We start from the raw sequence: 12,261 nt of genomic DNA on the forward strand, positions 1-12,261 counted from the left end.
CGCCGGCTCTGGGCTCCCCCTGGCCCATCCCCCCCCCGGGCGCGCGCCCCCCCCCCCCCCCCCCCCCCCCGCCGGGGGGGCCCCCCCCCCCCCCGCGCGGGGGGGCGCCGCGCCCGCCCGCCCGCGCGGCCCACGGCCGTTACGCCACGCCCACGCGCACAACGACTACCTCCACCCGCGCCCCCTGCGCGACGCGCTCGCCCACGGCTTCACCAGCGTCGAGGCGGACATCTTCCTCGTCGACGGCGAACTGCTCGTCGCCCATGAACCCGCCACCCTCGACCCCACCCGCACCCTCGCCTCGCTCTACCTCGACCCGCTCGCCGCCCTCGTACGCGCCGGGCACGGCAGCGTCCACCCGTACCACCGGGCCCCGCTCCAGCTCCTCATCGACATCAAGGCCGACGGCGTCGCCGCCTACCACGAGCTGGACCGGCAACTGCGCCGCCACCACCGCATGATCACCCGCTACCAGCACGGCCGCGTCGTCCCCAAGGCCGTCACCGCCGTCATCTCCGGCGACCGCGCCGCCCGGGCCCCCATGGAGGCCCAGCGCACGCGCCTCGCCTTCTACGACGGCCGCCTCGACGACCTCGGCACCCCGGCCCCCGCCTCCTTCGCCCCGCTCGTCAGCGCCAACTGGACCCAGAGCTTCGGCTGGCTCGGTGCAGGCCCCTTCCCCCGCGACGAACGCGACCGGCTCCGCACCCTCGTCGCCATCGCCCACCGCGAAGGCCGCCGCATCCGGTTCTGGGCCACCCCGGACCTGCCGGGCCCCGAACGTGAGGCCGTCTGGTCCGAACTGCTCGCCGCCGGGGTCGACCACCTCAACACCGACGACCTGGCAGGGCTCGAAAGCTTCCTGCGCGCCCGGCGGAACACCACTGCGACCCCGTAACGCGCGGCCTCGCTGAAGTACCCGTTCGGCCCACACGCCAGTGCGCCGAACGGCCCCTCCGTTACGCCACACTGGCGGCCGAAAGCCGCAAATCAGGCGCGGCGGAGGAGGTTGGTCATGGCTATTTCGATCTCACTGGTACTGCTCCTGGTGATCCTCGCGGCGATCTTTCTGCGCAACGGCGGCCTGAAGGTCTCGCACGCCCTGGTCTGCCTTCTGCTGGGCTTCTTCCTGGCCGGTACGAGCATGGCGCCGACCATCCACGACGGCGTCGGGGCCACCGCCGACCTGGTCAGCAGCCTGCACCCCTGACGACTCCTGGCGCCGGCCCTGTACGAGGGGACCGTCCGCACGCGCACCGGACATCCCGCACAATGGGCAGATGTCTTTTCCGCCCTCCGGCCGGCACTCGGGCGCCGCGCACCACGAGCACTGCAACACCGCCCTGTGCTGCCGGTGCCAGATGCGGACCTGGACCACGAAGGCGGGCAACGAGCGGCTCTGCGGGCCGTGCGCCGCCTGCTGCCACGAGTGCGGCCGGGCGCCCGCGCCCCATCTGGACGGGCTCGACGGCGGGCTCTGCGCCGAGTGCCGCGGCCTGTGCGGCCGCTGCCACGCCCCCAAGCGCCCCGACGGCTCCTGCTCCTGCGACCGCTGGCGGGAGAACGCCCGGGGCAACCCCCGCGGCTACGTCCTCCAAGCCCTGCCGCACCAGCTCCTCCAGGCCCTCGGGGGCAGGGTGCCCAGCACCGTCCACGACCTCATCCACCAGGAGATCGCCGTCCGCAGCGCCGCCCAGCTCCGCGAGCGCATCGAACGGCGCTGGAACCTCCGCTGGGCCCACGCGCTGGGTGAGCTGGACGAGGACGGCCGCCGCCGGTGGAGCGCCCAGGACATCGCCGAACAGCTCCTGCGGCCCGGCTCCTGCACCGACCCCCTGTGCGAGGACGGCTACCACCTCACGACCGACGTCCCGTGCGCCCACTGCCGGCAGCCGCTGCACCGCTTCGTCACCTCGGTCGCCGACCACACGGCGACCTCGGAGCACGCACGCTCCACGGCCGCGGAGATCCGCCGGGCCATGAAGGACAACCGCTCCCGCCCGAAGCGCCCGCAACGCTAGGGGGTGTCCGCCATGTCGGTGGGGAGCCGGAGTCGTAGGCAGGCGATGGTGACCAGGGCTTGGCAGTGGCGGGCTCGTTCGTCGTAGCGGGCGCCGCAGACCGGGCACACGGCTCCGTCGCCGGTGTATTGCGCGTCAACGCGCACTATCGCGATATTCACGTCCACCGACAGCACCGCTACGTCCGCGATCGACGGGAACAACAACTCCTTCAGCCGGAGCAGGACCTCTTCCACGGCCCTGACGGATTCGACCTCGTGTGCTTCCCGCGGGCGCGGGGGTGTTCCGAACGGCGGGTCGCCGGCCGTGCGCTGCCGCCGCTGGGTGCTCCACGCCGAACTCCTCCGGGACGCTCGCGTCCGAGCAGGAGCGGTGGAGGGTGGACGCGCTGACGCACAGTCGGCGGCCCAGCGCCTCGTAACTCCTCCCGCCCCGTGCCTTCAGCGCGCGCACGAGCCCCGCGAACTCCTCGACGGCGGCGTCCTTCGGCGTTCCACCCCCCTCGACCCTGCATTCCAACCTTTCACGTCCTTGCACGTCAGCGGGGGTGGAATGGGTTAGGGACGGCTGGTGGGCGCGTGATCGTTGCAGTCGGCGGGCGCGGGCCCCACGCTGGTTGAGCACTGACCGAACGAACGACCCGACGGGGGATCCATCACCATGAACAAGCTCCGCTCCGCACTCGCCACCGCTGCCGCTGCCGCACTGGGCCTCGCGGCTCTCGCCACAGGCCCGGCGCAGGCCGCTGCCCAGCCCGCCTTCCTCGCCGCCTCCCAGATGCCGCCGTCGTCGACGCCGTGGACCGCCACCCAGGTCTTCACCGGCGTCCCGGAGAACGGCGGCGTCCTCTGCGCCCCGTACAAGATTCCGGCGCAGAACACCCGCTACCGCGAGTTCAGCACCGAGCTCGACACCAATGGCGTCCAGGTCACCACCGTCGCCCGTACCGAGGCCGACGCCGTGAAGCTGGTCGACACCCTCCGCGGTGCCCTCGCCGGCTGCGGCCCCCTGCTGGAGCAGCAGAACCCGGGCCTGCAGGCCGTCAGCGCCTCCCACGGCAAGCTCGCCGTCGAGGAGGGCGCCTGGGTCTACAGCCTGGACACCGCCGACCCGCAGATCGGCATCTCCGACATCCACCTGTTCTCCGTCGGCCGCGACGGCCGCACCGTCACCCTCGTCCGCTGGGGCCGGATGGGCGACCTCGAGGACGCCCCGCTGACCGCCTTCCGCACCACGACGAAGACCGCCGTCAACAAGCTCCACTGACCCAGGGCTTCGCCGAGAGCTGACCACAGCTCGACAGCGGCGCGGCAGGAACCCCAGCGCGCCGCTGTCGAGCGCACCTGCTCCGCGGGCGGCGACCACTTTGCCTTCATCAGCATCGCCTGCACCCTCATCCGCTACCGCAGGCTCGCCACATGAGGTGGTCTCTTGGAGCTCGTGGCACGATCTTGCTGAATCGTCCTGATAGGGCGTTACCGGTGTGATGATTCGGCCGTTCGTGAGGGTGTGGGTACTCGACCGTGGATCGTGGACGATGAGTTGTGGGCTCTGGTCGAGCCGTTGCTGCCAGAATCAAGGCGACAGCCAGTTTGCAGGACCGTTATTGAGCCCTTTCCAACGTCACGCTGACACGTGGGCAGTGGGCGTAGTCGCCGCCTTCAACGCCGTGATTGCCTGACGCCCCGTGTGCTCGCTCCTGGCCCCTGGGCAGTCCTTGCATCCATGGCCACGGACAGCCGGCCCGGCGGGACCGCTCGGGTCAAGCGCGCGAAGTTCCGGGCAGGCGCGGGTGATCTTGGTCGAGGATCCGTCCACCAGGAGCTTCGTCGTGTGCAGGAGCGTCCAACTCGCGTTCACAGCTGCCAGGTCGGAAGGGGCTCAGTGCCCGCGCGGCTGAAGTCCCCCGGGCTGGATCCCTGCGTCGCGAGCGAGGAGGGCGGCCTGGACACGGTTGTCGCAGTCGAGCTTGGTGAGGATGCGGCTGACGTACGTCTTCACCGTGGCCTCGCTCATATGCAGCCGCCGCCCCGCGTCCGCGTTGGAGAGCCCCTCCCCGAGCAGCGCCAGCACCTCGCCCTCCCGGGTGGTGAGCCCGTCGAGTCGGCGCCGGGCGGCCTCCCCGCGCGTGGTGGCCCCGGTGGCGGAGAGCGCGTCCGCCACATGCCGAGTGGCCGCGGGTGAGAGATACGCGTTGCCCGCCGCCGCGGCCCGCACCGCCTGGATCAGCTCGCCGGGCGCGGAGTCCTTCAGCAGGAACCCCGCACCGCCGTGGCCGAGCGTCCGCAGCACGTTGTCCCGCTCGCCGAAGGTGGTGAGGATCAGGACCCGTACCTTCGGCGCGGCGCGGTTGAGCTCGACCAGCGCCGTCAGCCCGTCCATCACCGGCATCTGGATGTCCAGCAGCGCCACGTCGACCCCTCCGCCCCGGGCCTTCTCCACCGCCTCGCGGCCGTCCCCGGCCTCCGCGACCACGTCGATGTCGTCGGCCGAGGTGAGGATCATTCTGATGCCGGCCCTGATGAGCGGCTCGTCGTCGGCGACGAGGACCCGGATCACACAGCCTCCTGCGCGGTGTTGGTCATGACGTTGTCAAGGAGAACGGACGGAGTGGCCCCGCCATCATGCCCTGTACCGGCCGACCCGCCGCACGAAGCCCGGCCTCACTTCGCTTTGTACGTCACCTTGGAGACCAACTTCCCGTCCCGGAAGCAGAACCGGAAGACGGTGAGTTCGTCGACCCCTTGGTCGTCCTTGGAGGTGAAGTGTCGGCACGTCGCTCCCTCGGGCAGCTCGGGCCCCTGGTCCGCCAGGTCGGAGGTGAGCCACGAGTCCTCCTTGGGGAGCCTGGCCTGGATGTCCGCCTCGGCGTCCCCGACCTTCGCGTCCTCGTAGACGCTCGGGGAGATGTCTGCCTTCTTCACCTCTTCCGTCATGACGCCCACCCCCCAGACGGCCAGGCCGATGACGCCCGCGACGAGGACGACTGCGGTGACGGCGCAGCCGATGGCGACGTTCTTCCTGGTACTCATGACGTTGGTGAACTCCCTCTGTGGATCGGCCCCGTTGATGACCGTTCCACCGTCGTCCACCGCCCCCGGACGCCACTGCCCCCGAACGTCGCGAGCCGGTACGACGGAGGTCGCGCCGTATGGGCCCGCTCCACGGGCACCATTGCCCGCCCGGCCCTCCGCACCGATTCCCGCCTTGCTCTCCTCCCCGTACGGCAGCATCCCCGCGATGCGGAAGCCGCCGTCCTCGGTAGGCCCGGTGTGCACCATGCCGCCGACCCGGCCGACCCGCTCGCGCAGCCCCTTCAGCCCCTGACCGCCGCTGATCTCCGGCGGCACCTCGGGCGCTCCTCCCGGTACGGGCCCGTTGGTGACCTCCACGACCAGGCTGTCCGGTTCGTACCGCAGGGCAAGGCGTATCGGGGCGCCCGGCGCGTGCTTGTGGGCGTTGGTCAGCCCCTCCTGGGCGATGCGGTACGCCTCGTGGTCGGCGGCGGGCGCCAACGGCCGCCGGACACCGCTCCGGTCCAGCGACACCGCCGCGCCCGCGCCCCGGGACGACTCGACCAGGCCGTCGATGGCGGCGGTGGTACGGGGCGCGTACGGCACCGAGGCACCGCCGCCTGCCGGCTGCACCTGGTGTTCCCGGTGCTCCCCGTACTCCCGGTAGGAAACCTCCCCCTGATTCCCCTGGTGAGACTGACGCCCCTGGTACTGCTGCTCGTTCTGTTGCTCCCGCAACTCCGCCTCGTCGTGGAGCACCCCCACCGCCGCCCGCAGCTCCGCCATCGCGGCGACGGAGGCACCCCGGAGGATCCGTACGGCCTCCCGCTGGTTTCCGGTCAGCTCCGGGTCCACCTGAAGCGCGCCCGCGTGCACGGAGATCAGGGCGAGCTGATGGCCGAGGCTGTCGTGCATGTCATGAGCGATGCGGTTGCGCTCCAGCAACCGCGCCTCACGCGCCACCATCGCCTGCTCGCGCTGGAGTTGCTGATTGTTCTGCCACAACACGCCAAGCAGCCGCCGCCGTTGGTCCCGGTAGCGGCCGACGAGGGCCGGCACCACGGCCAGGGTCAGGAATGTCACGACGTTCCACCCGAGGGTGACGGCCAGCACAGGCGCGGCCCCCGAAGCGATGTCGTGGTACAGGCCCGGGACGGTGTGGAGCACAGACGCGGCCCCGAACGCGGCGGCCACCCGCCACGGTTCCGCGACCCGCCGCCCCGCCGACCAGGCGGCGCAGACCAGCAGCACGGAGGCCATGACGTTCCACCCTCCGGCCAGCGGAGCGGAGAGGATCAGGACGGTCGCGGGCAGCGCGTGGCGCGCGGGCGCCAGCAGGGCCATCGCCCCGGCGAGGAGCACGGTCCGTGCGTCGAGGGTGTCCCCCCACGCGTCGATGCCCGTGGCGAGCCCGGCGAGGGTGACGGCGAGCACCGCCTCTCCGACGATACGGGCGGGGCTCCAGAGCACACCGCCGGTCAACCGCCGCGGGAGGCGCCGAACGGCGAGCCCGGCGGAACGTACCCGTCGATCTCCCACATCCGTACCCGCCCTCACATCCGCATCCACTTCCCTGTCCGCATACACCTGACCGACGGTAGGCCCCCCGGGAAGAACGCGTGCATCGGCCGAGCGTCGTGCCACCGTACGACGAAAGTCGACCCCTTTCGTCGCCCGGGATCGCGACTTCCGGAGACTGCGCCGGGCCGGTCGCGCGGCCGACGATGGACGGACCGAAACGGAGCCGCGGGGACAACGGGAGATGCCACATGGACAGCACGGACACGGGGTCGAGTGCGGGAACGTGCGCGGAGAAGGACAAGAGCGCCGTCAGCCTCACCAAGGCCACCAGCGCCTCAGCCCCGGACCCCACCACCGCGGAAGCACCGGACATCCAGTCCCACGACACCTTCGTCATCAAGAAGAAACTGAGCCTCACGGCCGGCGAGTACGTGGTGAGCGTGGCCCGGCCGGACGGCTCCGAGGGCGAGCCCATCGCCTACGCACGCGAGAAGCGGCTGTCGCTCAGGGGACAGATGACCGTCTATACGGACGCGTCCAGGAAGTCCGTTGTCGCCGCCTTCAAGGGCCGCGACCACGAAGTGGGCTACATGTACGACGTGCGGGACGCTTCGGGCCAGTCCTTCGGGTCGTTCCACGAGGACGCGGGAGCGTCTTTCCTCCGCAGGACATGGCAGGTGCGCCAGCCGGGGACGATGAAGCTGACCGGCCGCGAGCGCAGCTGGGTGGTGGCCTTCGTCCGGTTCGTCTGGGAGTTCGTGCCGTATCTCGAATACGTGCCGTTCATCTGGCCCTATCGCTTCGAGTACACCGAGAGCGGCAAGCCACTGATGACGGTCACCAAGAAGCTGGGGCTGCACACCCGGTACGTCCTGAAGATCCTCGCGCCCGACATCGACCGCCGCCTCGCCATCGCCCACACGCTGGCCCTCGACGCCCTGGAAGTGGACTGACGCGTATAAATGCCCGCCAGGGGGTGTCGTCAGACTGCCGTCTGCCGGGCGGCGCCTGGCACGCACGCTCGCGGCGTTGCCGAAATGCCCTGGTAGCTCCGCTACGAGACCATTCCGGCGGCTTGCGATCGCACGCACCATCCGCCGCCCGGCCTCACGAAACCCTCCTCGTTAGAACCCCACCTCCCTGCTGCTGGGCCGCAGCGTCGTCGGCGGTGCCACCCGGATCGACGTACGGCCCGACGGCAGCGGCTGCGACACGGTGTGGGAGAGCGCCGTCCGCTCGCCCTCCACCGTGCCGAAACTGTCCACGGCCAACGGGCTCCTCTACTTCTACGAGAAGGAGCCCAACGCCCTCGGCATCGACGCCTGGTACCTGACCGCCGTCGACTTCCGTACCGGCGAGCGCCGCTGGCGCACCCTCACCGGCACCGGACCCGCGTACGACAACAACTGGGCGCCCATCACCATCGGCCCCGACGGCACGGCGTACGCGGGCGTCTTCAACGGCATCGTCGCGGTGCGCGACACCGTCTGACGGGCAGCACGCCCCTCATCCGTTCCCGTCCACCAGGCGGGAACGGATGAGGAAGCGCACCCCTTCCGGAGCCTCCAGCGAGAATCCGCTGCCCCGGCCCTCCACCACGTCCACGATCAGCCGGGTGTGGGCCCACACCGGGTACTGGCTCCGCGACATCCAGAACGGCACGCTCTCGGGCATCCCTTCGACGGTGAGCTCCGCGAGCAGCACATCGGCGTCCCCGGTACGGAACTCACCGGCCGGGTAGCACATCGGCGCGCTGCCGTCGCAGCAGCCGCCCGACTGATGGAACATCAACGGGCCGTGGTCCGCACGCAGCCGGCGCAGCAGACCGGCCGCGGCGGGAGTCAGTCCGACGGCGGGCGATTTCGGGTCACACTCCATGGACCTGCCCCTTTCCGGCCGTGGCGACGCTGCGACAACCGGACGCAAGTCAACTCGACCGGACGTTGCGACCGGGTTGCACGGCCTATGCTCGCGCCCATGGAGCAACGGGAAGTCGTGAAGCGCGTGATCGGCATCCTCACAGAGGCGCGCGAAATGCAGCGCCTGCTGGAGGCGGACCTCGAACGGGAAGATCTGGACACGGGAGCGGGCGCCGTCACCGCCCTGCTGAACGAGACGATGCCCCACATCGCCATCCCCGACGACTTCTCCGTCGAGGAGGTGGTCACCGTCGTCGGGCGCGAGGTCGGCGGTGCGGTCGAACAGCTCGTGAGCGCCTTCACCCTCGCGTTCACGATGCTGGCCCAGGTTCACGACTCCGGGCAGACCGACGTGTCGTCGGCCGACGTCCTCCAGGACCTCGCGCTGCGGGTCGAGGGCGGCGGGCCGGACGAGGACGAGGATCCACTGCTGTAGCCCCCTGCGTTTCACGGCGCACGTATGCATAGTGGAGGGAGGAAGCGCGTATCTCCCTCGCGGCATGGAGGCAGCTGTGGGAAAGAGCACCGAGATAGCCCGCGCCAAGGCGCGGAGGCTCAAAGGCATGGTCAAGGAATCGGACGGCATCGCCCTCGAGAACGAGCGGCTGAAGGCCGAGGGCAGGAAGGAACAGGCCGAGGCCCGCCGCGAGGAGGCCCTGGCACGCGCGGCGCGGGGCGCCTCCGACCGCTGAGAGAAGCGAGGGCGCCCGCGCCGTCGCGCACGGCAAGGGCGCCTTCGCGACGCCGCCCGGTGTTCTCGGAACCTTGCGTACGGCGCTCGCGGGGCTCACTTCCCTGCCCGGGCCGCCTCCTGGACCCTCTCGACGACCTCCCGGTCGAGGGCAGCCCTGACCAGCGCCGCGGCGAACGCGGCCCGGTCCCGGTCGCGTGCCACCTCGGACAGCCTGCCGGGGGAGGTGGGCAGACCGAGCCGCTCGGCGCCCCGCTGCCCCTTCGCACCGATCCAGAACCCGGTCTCCGGCCACACGGCCTGTACCTCGCGTACGAAAATGTCGGCCCCGGCGGGACCGATCCCCTGGACGCGCCGGAGTCCGGCCCGCAGCGCCTCCCCATCGCCGTCCGCCTCCGCGCGCAGCCGGCGCAGGTCGCCCTTCCACGCGTCGAGGACGAGGCGCGCCCCATCCCCGAGCTGGGTGGAGGTCCGCTCGTCGTAGCGGCGGTAGCCGCCCTCGCCCAGCGCGTCCACGCGCTGCTGCCAGGTCGCGTCCGCCATCCGGCGCGGGGTGCGCATCCCGTCCGCGAAGAGTGCCCGCGCGGCGGCCACGGCGACCGAGGCGCGGATCCGGGCGCTCAGCAGATGGCTCAGCACCAGGAGCTGATAGAGCGGCTGCGGAGTGTCGCGCAGCCGGATTCCCGCCTCCGCCGCGTACGTCCGCCCGTACTCCTCCAGCAGCGCGTCGGTGATCCGGCGCGCCGATGCGGACACCCCGCCGCTCATCCGTAACCGAAGATCCTGGCGAGGAAGAATCCGGCGACCACGAGTGCTCCCAGCACGATCAGAGCGGTCCAGAAGCCCGGGTGCTCCCACAGTCCTCCGTCCGCCCGTTCCTCGTGGGCCTCGCTGATGGAGCCCTCGGCCGGCGGTGTCTCTCCTGGGGGATTCACTAGAACAGCCATGCCTCCAGGATCTCTCCGACCGGGGCCCCGCGCACGCCGTCCGGGTCTTCCCCGGCGCAGGGCCGTACGGCGGAGCTCGGACCGGGGGAGCGCTGCGCCGATGGGAGACGCTGATCGGCGCGGTCGTCGGCCTCCTGTTCAACCTGCTTCTCGCCCCGCCCGTCCGGGTCGCCTCGGCCGGCTCCTCCATCGAGTCGCTGGCCGCCCGGATGGGCACGATGCTGCGCAGCATGGGTGAGGAGGTCGTGGGGAAGAACCCCGTGTCCCGGGCCGCAGCCAGCCTCCACGAGGCCCGCGGGCTCGACCACGACATCGTGGAGGTCGACGCCTCCCTGCGCCAGGCGGAGGAAAGTCTCACCCTCAACCCCAGGGTGAGACAGAGGCTGCTGCACCGGGTCGCCCTGCGCACCGGGAATCCCTGTTCCCGGCCGACGTGACGGAACTGCTCCAGGAACTCTTCGGCCACCTCGCGGAGGCGATCGAGAGCTTCGCCGTCCTGGTCACCACCCAGCTCGCCGTCGGCGCGGAGGCGGCGGAGGACAGACGCTCCGACGCGCTCGCCCGCGGCCGCGCCACCCGCGACCTGGTGGCCGACCTGCTGCTGGAGGACGTCCAGGAGCGGCGACCGGACCCCCGGCCGCGCGGGATGCGGAGGCGGCCGGTCGCTGGTTCGCTGGGGGCAGAGGTCCCGTACCCGGCGTCCAAGGAGTGGTGATGAGCGGTTCGGACGAATCCGCCGACCTGGCTCGGCAGATGCGTGAGAAGGCCCAGCAGCTCCACGAAGAGGCGGAGCGCGCGAGCGATCCGCAGGAGCGTGAGCGGCTGGAGAAGAAGTCCCGGTCGATCCGGGACCGGAGCGAGCAGCAGAGCGCCATGGAGGCCGGGGACATCTACCCCCAGAAGTAGCCGCGGCGACGCCTGCCCATCCGCCCACCCCCGGAGACGCACACACCTCCGGGGGCGGGTGCGTGCGTGCGGTGTCCGAGGGGCCGGGGCCGGCCCGTGCGGGGTCACGGAAGCGGCCGGGTGCGGGTCAGCCAGCCCACTCCAGGAGCCGTTCCGCGCTCCAGGCCGTCACCACCCGGTCCGCCGTCACCCCGCACTCCTCGGCGCGGGCGCACCCCGACCTCTGCCAGTCGAGCTGCCCCGGAGCGTGCGCGTCCGTGTCGATCGCGAAGAGCGTCCCCGCCGCGACGGCCGTACGCAGCAGCCGCAGGGGCGGATCCCGCCGCTCCGGACGGCAGTTGATCTCCACCGCCGTCCCGGCCTCCGCGCAGGCCGCGAAGACCCGGTCCGCGTCGAACCGCGACTCGGGGCGGCCCCGCCCGTCCAGCAGCCGTCCCGTGCAGTGGCCGAGCACATTCGCCTGCGGATGGCGCACCGCCGCCTCCAGCCGCCGTGTCATCGGGGCCGGGTCCATCCTCAGCTTGGAGTGGACGGAGACCACCACCACGTCGAGCCGTTCCAGCAGCTCGTTCTCCTGGTCGAGCGAGCCGTCCGGCAGGATGTCGCACTCGATCCCGGTCAGCAGCCGGAACGGAGCCCACTCCTCGTTCAGCCGCGCCACCACCTCCAGCTGCTCCCGCAGCCGCTCCGGCGACAGGCCGCGCGCCACCGTCAGCCGGGGCGAGTGATCGGTGAGGACGGCCCACGCATGGCCCAGCTCCATGGCTGTCCGGCCCATCTCCTCGATCGGGCTGCCGCCGTCCGACCAGTCCGAGTGCAGATGGCAGTCCCCGGTCAGCCGGGCGAAGAGGTCCTGGCCCCCCTCGGCGGGCGGCTCCGCCGCGGCTTCCGCCTCCAGCCGGTCCAGATAGCCGGGCGCCTCTCCGGCCAGGGCCTCGCGGATCACCTCGGCCGTCCGCGGCCCGATCCCGGGCACGCGCTCCAGGGATTTCGCGGCCACCCGGTCGGCAGCCTCCCCGGCGGCCATCGCGTCCACCGCGGCGGCCGCCGTACGGAAGGCCTTCACCCGGTAGGTGGCGGCCTGCGAGCGCTCCAGCAGGAAGGCGATCCGCCGCAGGGCGGTGACGGGATCCATCTCCACCTCCACCAGGAGCGTCTGCGGCCGGTACCGGACCGCCGGGCACGCCGCCCGCCCCACCAGCATGAGCGCACCCGGCCCCGCCCGCCGCTTCAGGACACGCC

At 71.8% G+C, this 12,261-nt stretch carries 15 protein-coding genes and 2 pseudogenes; 10 read left to right on the forward strand and 7 right to left on the reverse strand.

Annotated elements, in window-relative coordinates:
- Positions 1-19 precede the first annotated feature (19 nt).
- From JS521_RS28050 to JS521_RS28060, 3 genes are all read left to right on the forward strand, one after another.
- Positions 20-898, forward strand: a complete 879-nt coding sequence (locus JS521_RS28050; protein WP_239487947.1) for a phosphatidylinositol-specific phospholipase C/glycerophosphodiester phosphodiesterase family protein — start codon at positions 20-22, stop codon at positions 896-898.
- A gap of 117 nt (positions 899-1,015) precedes the next feature.
- On the forward strand, positions 1,016-1,210 hold the full coding sequence (locus JS521_RS28055) for a hypothetical protein (protein WP_205085760.1): 195 nt from the start codon (positions 1,016-1,018) through the stop codon (positions 1,208-1,210).
- Between the two features lie 70 nt (positions 1,211-1,280).
- On the forward strand, positions 1,281-2,021 hold the full coding sequence (locus JS521_RS28060) for a hypothetical protein (RefSeq protein WP_205085761.1): 741 nt from the start codon (positions 1,281-1,283) through the stop codon (positions 2,019-2,021).
- Here JS521_RS28060 and JS521_RS28065 read toward each other — a convergent pair.
- Positions 2,018-2,257, reverse strand: a complete 240-nt coding sequence (locus tag JS521_RS28065; RefSeq protein WP_205085762.1) for a hypothetical protein — start codon at positions 2,255-2,257, stop codon at positions 2,018-2,020. The two genes, JS521_RS28060 and JS521_RS28065, sit on opposite strands and share 4 nt — an antisense overlap.
- A gap of 424 nt (positions 2,258-2,681) precedes the next feature.
- Between JS521_RS28065 and JS521_RS28070 the strand changes: the two genes are divergently transcribed.
- Positions 2,682-3,287 (forward strand): hypothetical protein, encoded by a 606-nt coding sequence (locus tag JS521_RS28070; protein WP_205085763.1) that lies wholly within the window; start codon positions 2,682-2,684, stop codon positions 3,285-3,287.
- A 615-nt stretch (positions 3,288-3,902) separates the two neighbouring features.
- Here JS521_RS28070 and JS521_RS28075 read toward each other — a convergent pair.
- Both JS521_RS28075 and JS521_RS28080 read right to left on the reverse strand, forming a co-directional pair.
- The gene (locus JS521_RS28075) at positions 3,903-4,580 is read right to left on the reverse strand and encodes a response regulator transcription factor (RefSeq protein ID WP_205085764.1); all 678 of its coding nucleotides are present in this window, start codon (positions 4,578-4,580) and stop codon (positions 3,903-3,905) included.
- Positions 4,581-4,684: 104 nt separating this feature from the next.
- A complete protein-coding gene (locus tag JS521_RS28080; RefSeq protein WP_307847965.1) occupies positions 4,685-6,505 on the reverse strand; it encodes a sensor histidine kinase in 1,821 nt (606 codons plus the stop codon).
- Positions 6,506-6,804: 299 nt separating this feature from the next.
- Here JS521_RS28080 and JS521_RS28085 point away from each other — a divergent pair, with 299 nt between their 5' ends.
- Together JS521_RS28085 and JS521_RS28090 are read left to right on the forward strand one after the other, a co-directional pair.
- A complete protein-coding gene (locus JS521_RS28085; RefSeq protein ID WP_205085766.1) occupies positions 6,805-7,509 on the forward strand; it encodes an LURP-one-related family protein in 705 nt (234 codons plus the stop codon).
- Positions 7,510-7,684: 175 nt separating this feature from the next.
- Positions 7,685-8,047: pseudogene (locus JS521_RS28090) on the forward strand (hypothetical protein); the annotation flags it as partial.
- 15 nt (positions 8,048-8,062) lie between these two features.
- Here JS521_RS28090 and JS521_RS28095 read toward each other — a convergent pair.
- Positions 8,063-8,434 carry a DUF779 domain-containing protein gene (locus tag JS521_RS28095; protein WP_205085767.1) on the reverse strand — a complete coding sequence of 124 codons (372 nt, stop codon included), beginning with the start codon at positions 8,432-8,434 and terminating at the stop codon, positions 8,063-8,065.
- A gap of 87 nt (positions 8,435-8,521) precedes the next feature.
- Here JS521_RS28095 and JS521_RS28100 point away from each other — a divergent pair, with 87 nt between their 5' ends.
- Together JS521_RS28100 and JS521_RS28105 are read left to right on the forward strand one after the other, a co-directional pair.
- Entirely contained in the window at positions 8,522-8,911 is a 390-nt protein-coding gene (locus JS521_RS28100) for a hypothetical protein (protein ID WP_205085768.1), read from the forward strand.
- Between the two features lie 76 nt (positions 8,912-8,987).
- Positions 8,988-9,167 (forward strand): hypothetical protein, encoded by a 180-nt coding sequence (locus tag JS521_RS28105; RefSeq protein WP_205085769.1) that lies wholly within the window; start codon positions 8,988-8,990, stop codon positions 9,165-9,167.
- Positions 9,168-9,262: 95 nt separating this feature from the next.
- On the opposite strand, the gene JS521_RS28110 is transcribed toward JS521_RS28105, so the two are convergent.
- Positions 9,263-9,934: an endonuclease gene (locus JS521_RS28110; RefSeq protein ID WP_205085770.1), complete on the reverse strand. Its 672-nt coding sequence runs from the start codon at positions 9,932-9,934 to the stop codon at positions 9,263-9,265.
- Positions 9,931-10,113, reverse strand: coding sequence for a DUF6480 family protein (locus JS521_RS28115; RefSeq protein WP_205085771.1), 183 nt, complete (start codon positions 10,111-10,113; stop codon positions 9,931-9,933). Before JS521_RS28115 ends, JS521_RS28110 begins: the two co-directional genes overlap by 4 nt.
- Positions 10,114-10,208: 95 nt before the next feature.
- On the opposite strand from JS521_RS28115, the pseudogene JS521_RS28120 reads away from it, so the two are divergent.
- A pseudogene (locus JS521_RS28120) lies at positions 10,209-10,732 on the forward strand (hypothetical protein); the annotation flags it as partial.
- 95 nt (positions 10,733-10,827) lie between these two features.
- A complete protein-coding gene (locus JS521_RS28125) occupies positions 10,828-11,019 on the forward strand; it encodes a DUF6381 family protein (protein WP_205085772.1) in 192 nt (63 codons plus the stop codon).
- 127 nt (positions 11,020-11,146) lie between these two features.
- Here the strand turns inward: JS521_RS28125 and JS521_RS28130 are convergent, their stop codons facing one another.
- Entirely contained in the window at positions 11,147-12,154 is a 1,008-nt protein-coding gene (locus tag JS521_RS28130; protein WP_205085773.1) for a PHP domain-containing protein, read from the reverse strand.
- Positions 12,155-12,261: the final 107 nt, after the last annotated feature.

Source organism: Streptomyces durocortorensis (assembly GCF_016901035.1).
GTDB lineage: Bacteria > Actinomycetota > Actinomycetes > Streptomycetales > Streptomycetaceae > Streptomyces > Streptomyces durocortorensis.